Origin of the sequence: Thalassolituus alkanivorans (genome assembly GCF_020447205.1) — a bacterium.
GTDB classification, from domain to species: Bacteria; Pseudomonadota; Gammaproteobacteria; order Pseudomonadales; family Oceanobacteraceae; genus Venatoribacter; species Venatoribacter alkanivorans.
Map to the genome: position 1 here is coordinate 196780 of NZ_JAJAEL010000035.1, position 17687 is coordinate 214466.

The 17687-nt window shown below is 53.1% G+C and carries 18 protein-coding genes; 6 read left to right on the plus strand and 12 right to left on the minus strand.

Going from position 1 to position 17687, the window contains the following annotated elements; all coding sequences use genetic code 11:
• Window positions 1–113 precede the first annotated feature (113 nt).
• The 4 genes from LGT44_RS11365 to LGT44_RS11385 are packed head-to-tail and all read left to right on the plus strand — an operon-like array spanning window position 114 to window position 2422.
• Window positions 114–608, plus strand: a complete 495-nt coding sequence (locus tag LGT44_RS11365) for a GspH/FimT family pseudopilin (protein WP_230332715.1) — start codon at window positions 114–116, stop codon at window positions 606–608.
• The gene (locus LGT44_RS11370; protein ID WP_230332714.1) at window positions 602–1174 is read left to right on the plus strand and encodes a type IV pilus modification PilV family protein; all 573 of its coding nucleotides are present in this window, start codon (window positions 602–604) and stop codon (window positions 1172–1174) included. Before LGT44_RS11365 ends, LGT44_RS11370 begins: the two co-directional genes overlap by 7 nt.
• Window positions 1171–1980 carry a PilW family protein gene (locus tag LGT44_RS11375; protein WP_230332713.1) on the plus strand — a complete coding sequence of 270 codons (810 nt, stop codon included), beginning with the start codon at window positions 1171–1173 and terminating at the stop codon, window positions 1978–1980. The genes LGT44_RS11370 and LGT44_RS11375 overlap by 4 nt, the downstream gene beginning before the upstream one ends.
• Window positions 1970–2422, plus strand: a complete 453-nt coding sequence (locus LGT44_RS11385) for a type IV pilin protein (RefSeq protein WP_268866445.1) — start codon at window positions 1970–1972, stop codon at window positions 2420–2422. Before LGT44_RS11375 ends, LGT44_RS11385 begins: the two co-directional genes overlap by 11 nt.
• On the opposite strand, the gene ispH is transcribed toward LGT44_RS11385, so the two are convergent.
• The 12 genes from ispH to rplU all read right to left on the minus strand — a co-directional run bounded on the left by ispH (window position 2419) and on the right by rplU (window position 14454).
• The gene (ispH, locus tag LGT44_RS11390) at window positions 2419–3363 is read right to left on the minus strand and encodes a 4-hydroxy-3-methylbut-2-enyl diphosphate reductase (RefSeq protein WP_230332712.1); all 945 of its coding nucleotides are present in this window, start codon (window positions 3361–3363) and stop codon (window positions 2419–2421) included. The genes LGT44_RS11385 and ispH overlap by 4 nt on opposite strands.
• Window positions 3353–3796, minus strand: coding sequence for an FKBP-type peptidyl-prolyl cis-trans isomerase (fkpB, locus tag LGT44_RS11395; RefSeq protein WP_145469718.1), 444 nt, complete (start codon window positions 3794–3796; stop codon window positions 3353–3355). The genes ispH and fkpB overlap by 11 nt, the downstream gene beginning before the upstream one ends.
• A 26-nt stretch (window positions 3797–3822) precedes the next feature.
• Window positions 3823–4329 carry a signal peptidase II gene (gene lspA, locus LGT44_RS11400; RefSeq protein WP_145469719.1) on the minus strand — a complete coding sequence of 169 codons (507 nt, stop codon included), beginning with the start codon at window positions 4327–4329 and terminating at the stop codon, window positions 3823–3825.
• Window positions 4330–7224 (minus strand): isoleucine--tRNA ligase, encoded by a 2895-nt coding sequence (gene ileS, locus LGT44_RS11405; protein WP_230332711.1) that lies wholly within the window; start codon window positions 7222–7224, stop codon window positions 4330–4332.
• 34 nt (window positions 7225–7258) lie between these two features.
• On the minus strand, window positions 7259–8212 hold the full coding sequence (ribF, locus tag LGT44_RS11410) for a bifunctional riboflavin kinase/FAD synthetase (protein ID WP_230332710.1): 954 nt from the start codon (window positions 8210–8212) through the stop codon (window positions 7259–7261).
• Window positions 8213–8298: 86 nt separating this feature from the next.
• Complete coding sequence (gene murJ, locus LGT44_RS11415) at window positions 8299–9882, minus strand: murein biosynthesis integral membrane protein MurJ (protein WP_230332709.1); 1584 nt, start codon at window positions 9880–9882, stop codon at window positions 8299–8301.
• A 155-nt stretch (window positions 9883–10037) separates the two neighbouring features.
• On the minus strand, window positions 10038–10304 hold the full coding sequence (gene rpsT, locus LGT44_RS11420) for a 30S ribosomal protein S20 (protein ID WP_145469723.1): 267 nt from the start codon (window positions 10302–10304) through the stop codon (window positions 10038–10040).
• A 116-nt stretch (window positions 10305–10420) separates the two neighbouring features.
• Window positions 10421–11260 carry a 3-deoxy-8-phosphooctulonate synthase gene (gene kdsA / locus LGT44_RS11425; RefSeq protein ID WP_145469724.1) on the minus strand — a complete coding sequence of 280 codons (840 nt, stop codon included), beginning with the start codon at window positions 11258–11260 and terminating at the stop codon, window positions 10421–10423.
• Between the two features lie 59 nt (window positions 11261–11319).
• Window positions 11320–12459 (minus strand): glutamate 5-kinase, encoded by a 1140-nt coding sequence (gene proB, locus LGT44_RS11430; protein ID WP_230332708.1) that lies wholly within the window; start codon window positions 12457–12459, stop codon window positions 11320–11322.
• Window positions 12460–12516: 57 nt separating this feature from the next.
• A complete protein-coding gene (gene cgtA, locus LGT44_RS11435) occupies window positions 12517–13707 on the minus strand; it encodes an Obg family GTPase CgtA (RefSeq protein ID WP_225692213.1) in 1191 nt (396 codons plus the stop codon).
• 87 nt (window positions 13708–13794) lie between these two features.
• Window positions 13795–14055 carry a 50S ribosomal protein L27 gene (rpmA, locus tag LGT44_RS11440; RefSeq protein ID WP_145469726.1) on the minus strand — a complete coding sequence of 87 codons (261 nt, stop codon included), beginning with the start codon at window positions 14053–14055 and terminating at the stop codon, window positions 13795–13797.
• 87 nt (window positions 14056–14142) lie between these two features.
• A complete protein-coding gene (gene rplU / locus LGT44_RS11445) occupies window positions 14143–14454 on the minus strand; it encodes a 50S ribosomal protein L21 (protein ID WP_145469727.1) in 312 nt (103 codons plus the stop codon).
• Window positions 14455–14863: 409 nt separating this feature from the next.
• On the opposite strand from rplU, the gene LGT44_RS11450 reads away from it, so the two are divergent.
• Window positions 14864–15832, plus strand: a complete 969-nt coding sequence (locus LGT44_RS11450; RefSeq protein WP_230332707.1) for a polyprenyl synthetase family protein — start codon at window positions 14864–14866, stop codon at window positions 15830–15832.
• Between the two features lie 28 nt (window positions 15833–15860).
• On the plus strand, window positions 15861–17687 hold the full coding sequence (gene dsbD / locus LGT44_RS11455) for a protein-disulfide reductase DsbD (protein WP_230332706.1): 1827 nt from the start codon (window positions 15861–15863) through the stop codon (window positions 17685–17687).

Below are 17687 nucleotides of genomic sequence, written 5' to 3' on the forward strand. Positions count from 1 at the left end.
GCTCTACAATTTCTATCTGTGAAAATGGGTCAAAAATTATCCACAAAAGCTACTGGCGTGAACTATTTTAGTATTCTGCCCTGCCTTCGGGCAGGGCACTCAGAGAGAACCAGATGTATAAAATACGTGCATTTACCTTAATTGAGCTGCTGGTCACCATTGCGATAGTCGGCATACTGCTGACTGTTGGCGTACCATCCCTCAGCACAATGAACATTAATAGTGCAGCAGACCGGTATCGCGATGATCTACTGCGAGATATCAGCTTTGCCAGAGATTTCGCCGTCAATAATGTAACAACCATTGATACTGTATCGATTAGCCCAATCAACAATGACTGGAGTAACGGATGGCAGGTCATTTCTGATGGTGATGACGGTCTGGTTGTTCGTATACAAACAGGAAGCGCAACCACGCCTCTTGCAGCAACGGGCACTATAACCTCAACCTATACTTCAGGTACGCCTCTAGTATTTGACGATCAGGGACGGGTTACCAGTGCAGCTGGGAGCTTTACTATTAATGTTCCGAATTGCACGGGTAACCGGGTGAGAACCATTTCCATTACATTTATGGGGCAGGTTCTGGTTCAGGAGGCAGCATGTTAGAACAAAAAGGCATCAGCCTTATTGAAGCGATGGTCGCCGTTGCCGTAACCTCCGTAGCTTTGGTTGGTTTAAGTTCTTTACAGATTGAGGCAAATAAATCTGCAATTGATGCCGGTGGAAAATCCCATGCGCTATTTATACGGGAAGGAATTATCAGCAGGGTCCAGTTTAATTCAGAAGCCGCGGCCAACTATGACACTGCCGCCATCCCCCTGAATTGCAATGTTCCTGCGAAAATATGTTCAAATTACCACGATGGTCGCAATCGGGTTCTGGCAGATCCTAGCTGTACTGCAGAAGAAATGGCGACATATGATCTCTGGGAGGTCCGCTGCAATATGGGAATCAGTGTACCGGGCAGTATCACCACACGGGCGCAATCTATCAATTTTCTGCCAAACCCTATTATATCGGTAACTGTCGATGGAACAGACATGGTGGCAACCGTCACCTGGGACTCAACTACAGAAAGACAGGATGCAAACGGCAATAAAATTTACGCAAGCAACAGTCCACTTGCCACAGAAACCAGAAGAGCCAGTGTGAGTGGGAGGTTTGAACCATGAGAAGTTCTTTCAGAAAGAACCGTGGCCTGGGATTAATGGAACTCTTGATCGGGGTATCCGTCGGCATGATGGTCACTTATTTCGTGATGAATATAATGGTGACCTCTAACCGCAGCGCTAATCAATCAAATTCTGCAGCACAATCTCAGGAAACCGGTCGGTTTATATTGCACTGGTTAACCAAAGAAATTCATCGTGCCGGCTATACTCCGAATGAACAAGAAGGCCGTACCACTCCTATGGCGCCATTATGCGGTGGTGCAGCAATACCTCCTGCTGCTGGAGCAGCCTGCAGCTTTGAAAGCACAGATCTGAGCGATCGCCTTGCACTCAGACGCCTTTACAGAGGCGCAACAACACCACGCGATGCACAAGACTGTACCGGTGTAAATCTGGCACTGGCGGATGACACTCCTTTGGTCGATGTTTATTGGGTTGAACCAAATTTTGCCGGTGCTGGTATAGATGATAACTTTAATGATGTATTCCGCTGTGTTACCTACAATGAGAACACAGGCGCTGTCGTTGCTCCGGCGCAAACACTGGCGGTCGGAGTTGAAAATATGCAGATACTCTATGGTGAACGCGATGGGACGGGAAGACGCTATGTATCAGCGGATCAGGTCAATGACTGGAACAATGTTCATGCGGTCAAACTCAGCATTCTGACACGATCTTTTGCCGATCAGGCACAGCGTGCACAGATACGCAGCTTCGTCTTACTGGATGCCACACCATTAACATTCAATGATACTATTGCACGGCAAATACAATTGACGACGGTGTTTTTGACGAATGAAAATTAATCTAGGCACAACCGGCAAAAATAAATACTCTGGCTTTACCCTGATGGAGTTGATGGTAACCATTGCCATTATCGGTATTCTTGCGGGAGTTGCATTACCCACTTATTACGAATATATGCTCAAAAGCTATCGCACAGAGGTCGGCACAGACGAACTGGGGCCAATTTTATCAGCTCAGGAGGAGTTTCGTCGCGATACCCTGACTTACACAACGAACCTGATGGATCTGGGGCTGCCGAGCAACCCCTATACTACACCGAATCAACGTTTCCGTATCAGTGCCCGACAGTGTGTACTCAATGGGAATGCAATGCCATTGACGCAGTGCGTTGAAGTCGAAGCAACCGCCTTAGGGGACCAGGTGGACGATGGTGATGTTATTTTCAACACCTTAGGCACAAGAAATCACCGCCTCAAAGGCGGTACTCTTGAAGAGTTTTAAATTTCCTGTAACCGCAACTCTTTCGGCAACGAAAACACCACATTTTCCGGGCGGCCCTGCATTTCCTGCGGGGCTTCTCCGCCCAGAACAACCAGCTTGTTAACCACTTCACGCACCAGTACTTCCGGAGCTGATGCTCCCGCGGTAATACCAACGGCTTTCACATCTTCCAGCCACTGTGGTTGGATTTCTGCGGCGTTATCAATCAGGTAAGCTTTCGCTCCCATACGCTCACCCAGCTCACGCAAACGGTTCGAGTTGGAGCTGTTCGGAGAACCGACCACCAATAACAAATCACAATCGGCGGCCAGATTTTTCACTGCATCCTGACGATTTTGCGTGGCGTAACAGATATCATCTTTACGCGGCCCCTGAATATTGGGGAACTTTACCCGCAGAGCATCAATTACACGCGCAGTGTCATCCATAGATAACGTCGTCTGCGTTACATACGACAATCTGTCCGGATTATTTACCGACAGGGCTTCCACATCTTCTTCGTCTTCGACCAGATAAATATGTCCGCCCTGAGCATAATCATACTGCCCCATTGTGCCTTCAACTTCCGGATGACCTTTATGGCCAATCAGAATGCACTCACTGCCATCGGCGCTGTAGCGGCTGACTTCCAGATGTACCTTAGTCACTAATGGACAGGTCGCATCAAATACGCGCAAGCCACGATCTTCTGCGGTTTTTCGTACCGCCTGAGACACACCATGGGCAGAAAAAATAACAATGCTGTTATCCGGCACCTCATCCAGTTCATCGACAAAAATAGCACCACGTTCGCGCAGGCCATTCACCACAAATTTGTTATGCACCACTTCATGGCGCACATAAATCGGTGGTTCAAATAAATCGAGCGCACGGTTAACAATATCGATAGCGCGATCAACACCAGCACAAAAACCCCGTGGATTAGCGAGTTTAATCTGCATTCTGAACCTCAAGAATCTGCACTTCAAACTGCAGGGTTTTACCCGCCAGCGGGTGGTTGAAATCAACAGTTACCCAATCGCCTTCCACTTTGCTGATAACGCCTGGCAGTTCTGCTCCCTGAGCGTCAGCAAAAGAGACCATTAAGCCCGGTGCAACCGGCATATCAACAGGGAAGCTGTTGCGCTTCATTTCCTGCATATTCTGCGGATTCGGCTGACCAAAGGCTTTTTCCGGCGGCACGCTGAAGGTCTTATGATCGCCGGTTGCCAGTCCCAGTAAATACTCCTCGAAACCTGGCAGCAGATTACCATCGCCCAAAACAAAGTTAACCGGGCTACGTTCAAAAGTTGAATCAACAATCTGTTCATCGTCGATTTTCAACGCAAAGTGCATTGTGATTTTACTGTCTGCTGCAATGATTCCGACGGACATAATAACTACTCAATAAAAACTATATTTCAGGAAGCCTGACGACGTTCCTGCCAGGTCTCGCGCACAACATCCAATGCCATCATCACAGCACCGACGGTAATTGCCGAGTCAGCCAGATTAAAAGCCGGAAAATACGAACGATCCCAATGTACGGAAATAAAATCGATCACATGACCATACACCAGGCGATCAAATAAATTGCCCAAAGCACCGCCTAAAATCAGCGCCAGCGCAACCGGCATCCAGATTTGTGTACGCGGTAAACGTTTCAGCCAGACAATCAGCATGACACTCACGCCAAGTGAAACAGCGGTAAAAAACCAGCGCTGCCAGCCAGACTCATCAGCGAGAAAACTGAAGGCCGCCCCACGGTTATACAGCAGGGTAAAATCCAGTACGGGCAATAAATATACCGGACGGCCATACGTCAGCATCATTTCGGCCAGCTGTTTGGTGGCGATATCCAGTACGAATACCGCCAGTGCCAACCAGAGCCAGATTAATGCTGAGCGGGACTGCTGAGAATTCGGCATTTATGCAAAACGACGGACTTCGCCATCGCCCTCCACGTTTTCCACACAACGGCCGCACAGCGTCGGATGCTGAACATTCTGACCAATATCATCGCTGTGGTGCCAGCAGCGCTCACATTTGTCATGTGCAGACGCTTTAACCTGTACTCGCAAACCTGTCAGCTCGGTTTCAACACCGGCTTCGGCGTTGAAATCCAGCACCTGAACACCGGAAGTAATGAGCACGAAACGCAGTTCATCACCCAGTTTTTCCAGCTGAGTTTTCAGTTCAGGCTGCGCGTAAATTTCTACTTCGGCACTCAGGCTGGCACCGATGATTTTATCGGTACGGGCTTTTTCCAGCACACCGTTCACTGCGATTTTAGCGGCGATAATATCGCCCCAGAATGCATCATCAAAGGTGCTGGCTCCGGTGTCAGGGAAAGCGTTGTACCATTCGGCCAGCATAACCGATTCCTCGCGCTCACCGGCCAGACAGCTCCAGATCTCTTCTGCTGTAAATGACAGAATCGGAGCAATCCAGCGGCTCATCGCTTCCAGCACGTGGTACAGAGCCGTCTGCGCACTACGGCGTGGCAGACCATCGGCTTTACAGGTGTACTGACGGTCTTTAATCACATCAAGATAGAAACCACCCAGCTCCGTCACACAGAAATTCATCAGTGTTTTGGTCAGGCCTTTAAAGTCATAGTTGTGGTAGTAACCAATAACTTTGTCCTGCAACTGGCGGGTATAATTCACCATCCAGGCATCCAGCGGCAGCAGTTCATTTCCGGCAACCATATCGGTCTGCGGGTTAAAGCCATTAATATTGGCCAGCAGGAAACGACAGGTATTACGTACACGACGGTATGAATCCGCGCTGCGTTTGAAAATGTCCTGAGACACCGTAATTTCACCGGTGTAATCAACATCACCAACCCACCAACGCAGAATATCGCCCCCGTATTGTTTAATAACCTCGGCAGGCTCGATCGTATTACCCAGCGACTTGGACATTTTGTGGCCATTACTGTCGACCGTAAAACCGTGCGTCAGCACACTTTTATAAGGTGCTTCACCGTACGCGGCGACACTGGTCAGCAAGGAGCTCTGGAACCAGCCACGATGCTGGTCTGAACCTTCCATATAAAGATCAGCCGGTGCCCGCAATCCTTTACGCTGACGCAAAACCGCGCTGTGAGATACACCGGAATCAAACCATACATCCAGCGTATCGGTGACTTTTACATAGTGTTCGGCATCAGCGCCTAACAGCTCAGCGGCTTCGAGTTCAAACCAGGCATCAATACCTTTTTCTTCAACTTTCAGGGCCACTTTTTCAATCAAGGCCGCAGAATCCGGATGCAGTGCACTGGTTTCTTTATGCACAAATAACGCAATCGGCACGCCCCAGGTACGCTGACGGGAAATACACCAGTCAGGGCGGTCGGTCATCATGCTTTCGATACGCGCCTGACCCCAGCTTGGCTTCCACTCGATATTTTCATTCACTTCATGCAGGGCTTTTTCCAACAATCCGGCCTGATTCATGCTGATAAACCACTGCGGCGTGGCGCGGAAAATAATCGGCGTTTTATGACGCCAGCAATGCGGATAGCTGTGAGTAATTTTCGCTTTTTTCAGCAATGCGCCTTTTTCTGCCAATAACCCCAGCACACGGAAATTACCTTTATCGGCTGTACTTAATCCTGCCAGCTCCAGCGCATCCAGAGCCGCGTTGCTGATAAAGTTACCGGCGCCATCAACCAACATATCGTCAGATTTAACGTCAAAACGTTTAGACACCACAAAGTCGTCCGCACCATGCATAGGTGCGGTATGCACAGCTCCGGTACCGGACTCTGCTGTTACGTGATCACCGGTAATGACAGGCACATATTTCGCACCGCCGTCTGCCGCGGGCATAAACGGGTGTTGTACAACGAAAGGAGCTGTTGCCTGCCCATCCAACTGGCCAAAAACCGAACCTTTAGCCGTGGCTATCACTTCAAAACCATCGGCCGCGATACCGTAGCGCTGCATGGCATCGTTCACCAGATCGGCGGCCAGCAGCAGAATTTCATCCTGTTCTTTCAGCAATACCAGCGAGTATTCCAGCGTCGGGTGTACAGATACGGCTTCGTTAGCCGGCAGCGTCCATGGTGTGGTGGTCCAGATCACAATACTGATCGTTTTTGCCGCCAGAGATTCATCAGCAGCAAAAGCCTGCAGCAATGCAGTGCTGTCCGCAAAGGCGAATTTCACATCGATAGCGATGGATTGTTTATCCTGATATTCCACCTCAGCTTCGGCTAGTGCAGAACCACAGTCAGAACACCAGTTAACCGGTTTAAAGCCTTTGTGCAGATGGCCGTTATCGATGATTTTACCCAGCGTACGGATGATGTCGGCTTCGAATTTAAAATCCATGGTCAGGTACGGGTTTTCCCAGTCCCCCAGTACCATCAGGCGTTTGAAATCGGCGCGCTGGCCATTCACCTGTTCCATCGCATATTCACGGCAATGCTTACGGAATTCACTGGCGCTGACATTCACGCCAACCTTGCCGACTTTTTCTTCTACTTTTAATTCAATCGGCAAGCCGTGACAGTCCCATCCCGGTACGTAAGGTGAGTCCTTACCGCTGAGCGTCTGCGACTTCACGATGATGTCTTTTACGATTTTATTAATGGAGTGACCCAGGTGAATCTTGCCGTTCGCGTACGGCGGGCCATCGTGCAGAATAAACTGATCACGGCCGGCACGGGCTTCACGAATTTTCTGGTACAGGCCAATCTGCTCCCAACGGGCGAGCATTTCCGGTTCACGCTGTGCCAGATTTCCGCGCATCGGGAAGTCGGTATCGGGCAAATTCAGCGTCGCTTTATATTGGCTTTCCACTTTATCGTTCATAGCTGCGTCACTTTTCTGAAAGTCTGAATTCGGTTCAAAATCGGGATGAATCAGGCAAGGCGGCAAAATAATGTCTGGCCGCTGTTTTATCGGCCGCAATGGCCTGCTTTAGTTCATCCAGACCAGAAAATTTCTGTTCTTCACGGATTTTATGTAAAAACTCCACCGTTAAATGGCGGTGGTAGAGATCGCCCTGAAAATCCAGCAGGTGTACTTCCAGCGAAGGTTCCGGCTCTCCGCTGACGGTGGGCTTAACGCCGCAATTGGCCACGCCCTGATATTTCTGCCCTGTAGCCTCATCAATAGTGCACACCGCAAATACACCACTGAGCGGTAATTTACTGCGCCGCACCATCACATTGGCCGTTGGCGTATCCAGCATACGGCCCAGCTGACGGCCAAAGGCGACACGGCCCGACATGCGGTAAGGGTGTCCCAGCAGATGCGCGACACGCGCCAGATTATTCGCGGCCAGCTCGCTGCGTATGCGGGTACTGCTGACCCGCTCGCCGTCCACCTCAAAGGTGGAAGTATCCTGCACACAAAAGCCATGTTCTTTGCCGGCCAGGGCCAGCGCCTGATAATCACCGCTGCGGTCACAGCCAAAACGGAAATCATCGCCGACGATCAGGTGCTTAACGCCTAAGGCAGAAATCAGAATATCGCGGATAAAGGCATCCGCCGGCATAGAGCGCAGTGTCTGATTAAATGGCAGGCACAGCACATAATCCACGCCCTGAGCGGCCAGATCCTGCAGTTTCTCACGCAGATTAGCCAGACGTGGCGGTGCCACCTGAGGCGCAAAAAACTCCTTCGGCTGGGGCTCGAATAACATCACCAGGGTTGGCACCGAGTGTTGCTGCGCGACCGCTTTAAGCGCCCGCAGAATCCCCTGATGGCCAAGATGCAGGCCATCGAAATTACCGATCGTAACCGCACAACCGCTGAAGTCTTCCGGAATGTTATGAAGCCCACGCAATAAGCGCATCTACAACCACTACCCGCCGAATACAAAGGGCCGGATTATAGCCAAATGACTGCTCAGGGAACAGCCATTTGGCCAGCCCTGTGATTTCAGAAAACTTCGCCGCGCAGATGGCGCAAACGCAGACCCGCTGCAATCAGCAGAGCAAAATACAGGGCAATACCGGAGACAACGATCAGCGCCATCCAGCCGGCACGCAGTGAAGGCGACCATTCCAGCCAGCTCTGCGCCGGCCCCATCAGCCACCACATAAGTGTCGCCAGAGCACCATTAGCCAGCGCTAACTTGCCGGCAAAAGACCACCATCCAGCCTGCGGCTGATAGACCCCCTGCTTTCGCAGGCCGCGGTACAGCATATACACGTTAAAATAGGCCGACAGCGAGGTCGCCAGCGCCAGACCCGCATGAGCGAACGGGAAAACCAGAATCAGGTTCAGCACCATATTCACCACCATCGCCTGAATACCGATTTTTACCGGGGTTTTCGTATCCTGACGGGCGTAATAGCCCGGCGCCAGCACCTTAATCATCATAAAGGCCAGCAAACCACTGCCGTAAGCCTGCAGGCTCAGACTCATCTTGCCGACATCGTAGGCCGTCACTTCTCCATGGAAGAAGATGGTCGACATCAGCGGCGTCGCCAGCAGCACCAGCGCCAGCGCTGCCGGCAGCGCAATCAGAAATACCATACGCACCGCCCAGTCGAGGGTACGGGAAAAGCTGTCCTTTTCATCCGCAGCATGACGACCCGACAGCGCCGGCAGAATCACCACACCGATAGCGATAGCAAAAACGCCCAGCGGCAGGTTGTTCAGGCGATCGGAATAATACAGCCAGCTCACCGAGCCGCTCTCCAGAAAAGACGCCAGCAGAGTATCCAGCAGCAGATTGATCTGACTGACCGATACACCAAACAGCGCCGGCACCATCAGACTGCCGATACGCTTAACGCCTTCATCTTTGGGCTGATATTGCGGGCGCACCAGCAGCCCCAGCCGCGCCACAAACGGCAGCTGAAATACCAGCTGCACCAGACCAGCCAGACACACACCCCAGGCCAGCGCAAACAACGGCTCTTCAAACCAGTCGGTCATCACCAGCGTGGCGAAAATCATGCACAGATTCAGCAACACCGGAGTAAACGCCGGTACCGCGAAACGGCCGTAACTGTTCAGTACGCTGGAAGCAAAGGCCGTCAGCGAAATAAACAACAAATAAGGAAAAGTGATACGCAGCAGATCGGCGGTTAAAGCAAATTTTTCCGGATCATTACGGAAGCCCGGCGCAAAAATCCAGGGCAGATAATCCGCAAACAACAGCGCCAGCAGTGTCACCGCCAGTAGTGCCGTTCCCAGCACACCGGAAGTACGGGCAATCAGCAGCTGCACTTCTTCCAGCGGCCGCAGGCGGCGGTATTCGCTCAGCACCGGTACAAAAGCGACGGAGAAAGCCCCTTCGGCAAACAGACGGCGGAAGAAATTGGGAATTTTAAAGGCAACAAAGAAAGCATCGGCGCGGGCACCAAAATACTGCGCCACTACCACATCACGGATCAGCCCCAGCACCCGGCTGAGCAGCGTCATCAGGCTGACAATCGACGACGAACGCAGCAGGCCCAGACCTTTACCGGCTGGCTTCTGTTCGGCGGGAGTAGAGTCTTGCGGTTGCGTCATACGAGTCTCCATTTACCTGCGCGTATCATACGCAGCTACACCGGAAAGTCTGTAGGAAAGTCAGCCGGGCCTGGCCATATCCGCGCAGCAAACGACAGAAACAAAAAAACCCGCAAAAGCGGGTTTTTCGTCCGAACCGGAACGTTAATCAGAGATTAACCTTTCAGTGCGAAAACCTTAGCATTCAGACGACTCTTGATACGTCCAGCAGTATTCTTGTGCAGAATACCTTTGTTCACCATTTTGTCGATGTAAGGTTGAGTCTTAGTAAACGCAGCCTGGGCTTGGTCATAGTCGTTAGTCGCAACAGCAGCGTGTACTTTCTTAATGTAAGTACGCACCATTGAGCGCAGAGCTACAGTACGAGCACGACGTTTGATAGCCTGACGGGCGCGTTTACGAGAACCAGCGGAATTTGCCACAGTCGGCTCCTCAAAATTGGTTTATCAATCAAATCTAAGAGGGCCGGGATTATCCAGACATCCCGCCCCAGTGTCAACAAGGGCACCGCTTAAAAAGCAGCCCCTTCCCTTAATGATCAGTCGATGATCACTTTTGCAAAAGACTTCACCAGCGAATCCACGGCTTTCATCTGCTCCAAATACACTTCCAGCTTATCCAGCGGTAAGGCACAAGGGCCATCACACTTGGCTTCAGCCGGATTCGGATGCGCTTCCAGAAACAGACCAGCAATCCCCAGAGCCATACCGGAACGTGCCAGCTGGAACGCCTGCTGACGGCGTCCATCGGCAGAATCGGCACGGCCACCAGGACGCTGCAACGCGTGCGTGGCGTCGAAAATAACCGGCGCCATGGTCTTCATATCGTCCATACCCAGCATATCCACCACCAGGTTGTTATAACCGAAGCTGGAACCACGCTCACATAACATGACGCGCTCATTACCGGCTTCAGCAAACTTCTTGATGATATGGCGCATTTCATGCGGCGCCAGGAACTGCGGCTTCTTCACGTTAATGGCCGCACCGGTTTTGGCCATAGCCACCACCAGATCGGTCTGACGCGCAAGAAACGCAGGCAGCTGGATAACATCCACCACTTCAGCCACAGGTGCGGCCTGATAAGGTTCGTGTACATCGGTGATCAGTGGTACGTTAAAGGTCTTTTTGATTTCTTCAAAAATCTTCAGACCTTCTTCCATGCCCGGACCACGGTAGGAATTGATCGAGGAGCGGTTAGCCTTGTCAAAAGATGCTTTGAACACATACGGAATACCCAGCTTTTCCGTTACTTTTACGTAGTGTTCACAGATCTGCATTGCCAGGTCACGGCTTTCCAGCACATTCATGCCGCCAAACAAAGTGAAAGGCGCGTCATTACTGACGTTAATACCGGCTACGTTTACGGCCTCGATCATGTTATTCCTCTGCTTATTTTTACTTTTGCTTAACGCACAGCCCAAGTGCTGCGCCAAAGTTACAAGACTACCAGATTATCGCGGTGAATAATCTCCGGCTCGGCAATATAACCCAAAGCCTGCTCCAGCTGCGCTGTCGGTGTGCGCACGATTTTCTGCGCATCAGACTGGTTGTAGTTAACCAGACCTTTAGCCACCAGATTGCCCTGCTCGTCTTTACAGGCCACTACCTGGCCACGTTCAAACTTACCACCAACCGCCACCACACCAATCGGCAGCAGACTGCGACCACCTTCGCGCAAGGCTTTAATCGCCCCGACATCCAGCACCAGCTCACCATGGGTCTGTAAATGCCCGGCAATCCACTGCTTACGCGCCGCCACCGGCTCTTTATCAGCCAGTAACATAGTGCCCAGCACTTCACCGGCCCGCAGACGGGTTATGACGTTATCAATGCGGCCACCGACAATCACGGTGTCCGCTCCGGAACGCGCCGCCAGTTTGGCCGCACGGATCTTGGTGATCATGCCACCACGCCCCAAGACACCGCCGCCACCGGCCATCGCCATATACTGCGGATCAGAGGCACGGCCTTCGGCGATCAGCTCAGCATCCGGATCGGAACGCGGATCAGCGGTAAACAGGCCCAGCTGATCGGTCAGAATCACCAGCACATCGGCTTCCACCAGATTGGCAACCAGCGCCCCAAGGGTATCGTTATCGCCGAATTTGATTTCGTCGGTAACCACGGTGTCGTTCTCATTGATCACCGGCACCACACCCAGACTGAGCAACGTGCGCAGGGTACTGCGGGCATTCAGGTAACGTTTGCGGTCGCTGAGATCGTCGTGCGTCAGCAGAACCTGTGCGGTAGCGCGCTTGTGACCGGCAAAAGCCGTCTCATAGGCCTGCACCAGCCCCATCTGACCGACCGCTGCTGCAGCCTGCAGCTTATGCACTTCATCCGGACGCTTGCTCCAGCCCAGACGGGTCATGCCTTCTGCCACCGAACCCGATGATACCAGCACCACTTCGTGACCCTGCTGCAGCAATGCTGCAATCTGATCCACCCAGCTCTGCATACCTTCACGATTCAGACCACGGCCATCATTGGTCAGCAACGCGCTGCCAATCTTAATGACCCAGCGCTTCTGTTGCGCCAGCTTCTGCCGGGTTTCCTGCCACTCCACAGCCGTCATTGCTTTCTGCCTGTTGCTCTCTGCGACTGCTCTTTCGAGCGTTATGGTTAGCCGCGATTATTCGCGGGTATAAATAACTTCCACGTCGTAATCGTCATCATCATCGTCATCCTGATCCAGCTCACGCTGCTGACGACGGCGCTCGTGCAGATACTCGATATGCTCACGCGCTTCGGCCTCAACTTGTGCACGCTCTGCCTGTAACTGCTCGGCAAACTCTTCATCTTCCTGGGCACGTAAACGACGCTGCTCAATGTATTCCATGATGTCGCAGCTGATTTTAAACGTACCCTCGCGGTTAATCGCGGCAATACGGTATACCGGCCCCTGCCACTGCAGGCGGTCGATAACGTCCTGACAACGCGCTTCGCGTTCTTCTTCCGGCACCAGATCCAGCTTATTCAGCACCAGCCAGCGGTCACGCTGCGCCAGACCAGGAGAAAACTGCTCCAGCTCGTTGCTGATGGCCTGTACGTTTTCCGCAGGATCGGAGTCATCGAAGGGTGCCATGTCGACGATATGCAGCAATAAGTGAGTACGCACCAGATGCTTGAGGAAACGCGTCCCCAGACCGGCACCATCAGAGGCCCCAGGAATCAGACCCGGAATATCCGCCACCACAAAGCTACGGTGCGCTTCGACCGATACCACACCCAGATTCGGCACCAGCGTGGTAAACGGATAATCCGCCACCTTTGGCTTGGCTGCAGAAACGGCACGGATAAAGGTCGATTTACCGGCATTCGGCAAACCCAGCAGACCTACGTCAGCGAGCACTTTCAGCTCCAGCTTGAGGTTGCGTGATTCACCCGGCTGACCCGGCTTGGTTTGGGTCGGAGCCTGGTTGGTACTGGATTTGTAACGGGTATTGCCCAGACCATGGAAGCCGCCACGGGAAACCATCAGCAACTGACCATGTTCGGTCAGGTCGCCCAGCGTTTCACCGGTGTCTTCATCAATAGCCGTCGTTCCGACCGGAACTTTCAGATAGAGGTCAGCACCTTTATAACCGGTACAGTTACGGCTGGAACCGTTCTTACCGTTTTCGGCCTGATAATGGCGCGTGTAACGGTAATCGATCAGGGTGTTCATGGCGTCATCGGCTTCCAGAAAAACCGAACCACCATCACCGCCGTCACCACCGTCCGGGCCACCTTTAGGGATGAACTTTTCGCGACGGAAGCTCATACAGCCATTGCCGCCCTTGCCCGCCTGAACGGTAATTCGCGCCTCGTCGACGAATTTCATGCCTTATATCCTCTTGAATGCAAACAAAAACGCCCTGACTTCAAAGTGAACTTTGCAGCCAGGGCGCTCGGGTAAGTCGTGCAGCGATTAAGCGGCTGGAACGATACTTACAAACTTACGGTTTTCCGGACCTTTTACCTCGAAGGTAACAACGCCGTCTGCAGTAGCAAACAGAGTGTGGTCACGGCCAACTTTAACATTGGTACCAGCGTGGAAACGGGTGCCACGCTGACGAACGATGATGCTGCCTGCTTTTGCAGCCTGGCCACCAAACAGTTTGACACCAAGGCGTTTACTCTCGGAATCACGACCGTTACGGGTAGAACCACCAGCCTTTTTGTGAGCCATTGCTTTTCTCCTGTTTTGGGGTCACTGCAACACTGCGGATGCGGCGGTTTGGCAAACCGGCACGGACCCCGGACTTAATTCAGATAATTAGCCAGCGATGCTGGTGATTTTCAGTTCAGTGAACCACTGACGGTGGCCCATTTGCTTCATGTGGTGCTTACGACGCTTGAACTTCAGGATCTTCACTTTCTTGTGACGACCGTGAGCAACGACTTCAGCAGTCACTTTAGCGCCTGCAACAACAGGAGCACCGATCTTAACGTCATCGCCGTTACCGATCAGCAAAACTTTTTCCAGAGCAACGGATTCGCCGGTAGCGATTTCCAGTTTCTCAACTTTCAGGGTCTGGCCTTCTTCAACACGGTACTGTTTACCGCCAGTTACTACTACAGCGTACATACTGTAATCTCCACATGAGCCCATAAACGGGCACTTACTTGGCTGCTACTTTCACGACCTGCTTCTACTGGCAACGCTCTGGTTTCCATATGGCAGGGAGCAGAATTTCGGGGCGCGAGACTATACCCCAGCTTATTCACGCGCGCAAGTCACAATCCTATTGGGCGGTAAGCCTGCCATCCGGCTGACATCAGCAGCGAAAACTCCCGGCCAGCGGCGACAGCAATTACAGGCCAAAAAGTAAAAATATGCTGAAAAGCCGGTTTCAGGCGGCCAAAAACTGACTTTTTCACCCGCTATCGTTGTCAGCCCTTCCAGTACATCGCTACACTGCACGCCTTCAGCCGCTCCGGTTCTGCCTGCAAGCTCCGCCGGAGTCGAGCGCCGTTTTTTATAAGGCCCTTAATTCATGCAGATACAAGATATTCTCGCTGTCGTCAGCGACGAATTTCAGGCGGTGGATCGCCTGATCCATACCCAACTGGCATCGCGCGTTCCCCTGGTTGAAAAGATCGCCGACTACATTGTCAGCAGCGGCGGCAAACGCATTCGCCCGCTACTGGTACTGATGACCGCCAAAGCATTCGGCCAGTGCAACGAGCAAGCGGTTAAGCTGGCCACCGTGATTGAGTTTCTGCACACCGCCACCCTGCTGCACGATGACGTGGTCGATACCTCGGACATGCGCCGCGGCAACCCGACCGCCAATGCCAAATGGGGCAACGCTCCCAGCGTACTGGTCGGTGACTTCCTGTACAGCCGCGCCTTTACCATGATGGTTGAACTGGGCTCTCTGCCAACGATGAGCATCCTGTCGAATGCCACCTGCGTGATCGCTGAAGGTGAGGTTCTGCAACTCACCAACGTAAAGAACCCGGACACCAGCGAAGCGCAGTATATGGATGTTATCCATGGCAAAACGGCGATGCTGTTTGAAGCCTCAACCCATGCCGCCGCCGCTCTGCTGCAGTGCACTCCCGAGCAAAGCCGTGCCATGCAGGAGTATGGAAAGGAATTGGGCATGGCTTTCCAGCTGATTGATGACGTGCTGGATTACGAAGGCGATGCCGAAGCCATGGGTAAAAACGTCGGCGACGATCTGGCCGAAGGCAAGCCAACCCTGCCGCTGATTCACGCCATGGCTCAGGGTAACGAACAACAGCGCAGCCTGATCCGCTCGGCGATCCGCAAAGGCGGCCTTGACGATATGGCCGACGTACTGAATGCCGTACGCGAACTGGGCTCGCTGGAATACACCCGTCAGAAAGCCTATGACTGTGCTGACCGCGCCCAGGCGCACCTGCAACTTTTGCCGGATTCAGAGGCCAAAGAGGCCCTGCGTGCGCTGGCGTTACTGGCGGTGAAGCGTAATACCTGACAGACGGACAATGACCCGGAGGTTATCTGTGGCGAAGTGGTTACTCTTGTGTATTTCTCTGTTCTGGCTGCCGGCGCAGGCTGGCTTGCTGGACAGCCTGACCGGTAACGACGAGCCGGACTTTCTGCCGGTCGAGCAGGCATTTCCGCTGACCACGCTGGTCGATAATGGCCAGCTACACGCCAGCTGGCACTCCGCCGATGGCTATTACCTCTACAAGCACCGCATCTTTATCCAGCAGGGTGAGCTGAAGGCCGACCCGGTGTACTACTCTCATCCGGGTAAAGAGAAAGAAGACGAAGCCTTTGGTCTGGTCACTGCATTTTATGGTGAGCTGGATACCCGCTTTGACCTGAGCCGGTTTCAGCCCGGCGAACTGGTATTGCATCATCAGGGTTGTGCCGACGCCGGCCTGTGCTATCCGCCGCAGCGCTCTCGCCTGACCATTACTCAGGCCGATATTCAGGCTGCACAAAACACAACGGCCAATGCCAACTCCGATACGGCGTCAGGCAACAGTGTCACAGACAGCACTGGCAACTACAAAGCGAACAACCAAACAAACGGCGCAGCAGACAGCTGGTTCAGCAACCGCTCCTGGGGCGCCGTTGTCGGTTTGTTCTTTCTGCTCGGGCTGGGGCTGACCTTTACCCCCTGCGTGCTGCCGATGGTGCCCATCCTGACCACGGTTGTTCTGGGTCAGAAGAATACCTCCGCCAGCCGTGGCTTTATGCTGTCATCCATCTACGTGCTCGGTATGGCGCTGACCTATGCCGCCGCCGGTCTGACCGTCGGTCTGCTGGGTGCCGGAGCCAATATTCAGGCCTGGATGCAAACGCCCTGGGTACTGATTCTGTTTGCCGTGCTCTTTGTGCTGCTGGCGCTGGCCATGTTTGGCCTGTATGAGCTGCAACTGCCTTCTGGCCTGCGTAATCGTCTGAACCAGCTGAATCAGAACCAGAAAGGCGGTCAGTGGCTGAGCGTCTTTATCATGGGTGTTCTCTCCGCTCTGGTGGTATCCCCTTGTGTGTCTGCTCCACTGGCGGGCGCGCTGGTTTATCTGAGCACCACCGGCGACGCTGTTTTGGGAGGCAGCGCATTACTGGCGCTTGGCCTCGGTATGGGCGCACCACTGATTGTGCTCGGCACCACCGGCGCTTCGTTCCTGCCTAAGGCCGGCGGCTGGATGAACCAGATCAAGGCATTCTTCGGCATTCTGCTGCTGGGCGTTGCCATCTGGCTGCTGAGCCGCATCCTTCCTGAGAGCATCAGCCTGCTGTTGTGGGCCCTGCTGGCACTGTTTTACGGCATCAGCCTGGGCGCACTGGAACCGGCCGCCAGCGGCATACAGCGGCTGGTTAAAGGTCTGGCCTGGGTGTTTTTACTCTACGGCATCAGCGCCTTTATCGGCGTATTACAGGGTAACAGCAACCCGCTGCAACCACTGAGCGGCGGTCTGGTTGCGGTTAACACTAACAGCACAACAGCGCACAGCTCAGCGTTCTACCGCAGCGATTCCGTTACCGATATCGAGCGCCGGATTGCTGCCAGCCAGCAACCGGTGATGCTCGATCTGTACGCCGACTGGTGCATCAGCTGCAAAGTGATGGAAGAAGAAATCTTTGCCGAGCCCGATGTGCAGCAGATGATGAAGAACGTCCTCTGGCTGCAGCTCGACGTCACCGATAACAGCGCCGAACAGATTGCCTTTATGCAGAAGCACGCGATCTTCGGCCCGCCAACCATTCTGTTTTTCAATCAGCAGCAGGAAATGCAATCCGCCCGTATTGTCGGAGAGCTGGACAAAGCGGCCTTCCTGCAGAAGGTTCAGGCCGCCGGTCTTACTCAACCCTGA

Bases quoted from the DNA above. Each gene is read 5' to 3' on its own strand.
- LGT44_RS11365 (WP_230332715.1), top strand. From the start codon at position 114: ATGTATAAAATACGTGCATTTACCTTAATTGAGCTGCTGGTCACCATT.
- LGT44_RS11370 (WP_230332714.1), top strand. From the start codon at position 602: ATGTTAGAACAAAAAGGCATCAGCCTTATTGAAGCGATGGTCGCCGTT.
- LGT44_RS11375 (WP_230332713.1), top strand. From the start codon at position 1,171: ATGAGAAGTTCTTTCAGAAAGAACCGTGGCCTGGGATTAATGGAACTC.
- LGT44_RS11385 (WP_268866445.1), top strand. From the start codon at position 1,970: ATGAAAATTAATCTAGGCACAACCGGCAAAAATAAATACTCTGGCTTT.
- ispH (WP_230332712.1), bottom strand. From the start codon at position 3,363: ATGCAGATTAAACTCGCTAATCCACGGGGTTTTTGTGCTGGTGTTGAT.
- fkpB (WP_145469718.1), bottom strand. From the start codon at position 3,796: ATGTCCGTCGGAATCATTGCAGCAGACAGTAAAATCACAATGCACTTT.
- lspA (WP_145469719.1), bottom strand. From the start codon at position 4,329: ATGCCGAATTCTCAGCAGTCCCGCTCAGCATTAATCTGGCTCTGGTTG.
- ileS (WP_230332711.1), bottom strand. From the start codon at position 7,224: ATGAACGATAAAGTGGAAAGCCAATATAAAGCGACGCTGAATTTGCCC.
- ribF (WP_230332710.1), bottom strand. From the start codon at position 8,212: ATGCGCTTATTGCGTGGGCTTCATAACATTCCGGAAGACTTCAGCGGT.
- murJ (WP_230332709.1), bottom strand. From the start codon at position 9,882: ATGACGCAACCGCAAGACTCTACTCCCGCCGAACAGAAGCCAGCCGGT.
- kdsA (WP_145469724.1), bottom strand. From the start codon at position 11,260: ATGATCGAGGCCGTAAACGTAGCCGGTATTAACGTCAGTAATGACGCG.
- proB (WP_230332708.1), bottom strand. From the start codon at position 12,459: ATGACGGCTGTGGAGTGGCAGGAAACCCGGCAGAAGCTGGCGCAACAG.
- cgtA (WP_225692213.1), bottom strand. From the start codon at position 13,707: ATGAAATTCGTCGACGAGGCGCGAATTACCGTTCAGGCGGGCAAGGGC.
- rpmA (WP_145469726.1), bottom strand. From the start codon at position 14,055: ATGGCTCACAAAAAGGCTGGTGGTTCTACCCGTAACGGTCGTGATTCC.
- rplU (WP_145469727.1), bottom strand. From the start codon at position 14,454: ATGTACGCTGTAGTAGTAACTGGCGGTAAACAGTACCGTGTTGAAGAA.
- LGT44_RS11450 (WP_230332707.1), top strand. From the start codon at position 14,864: ATGCAGATACAAGATATTCTCGCTGTCGTCAGCGACGAATTTCAGGCG.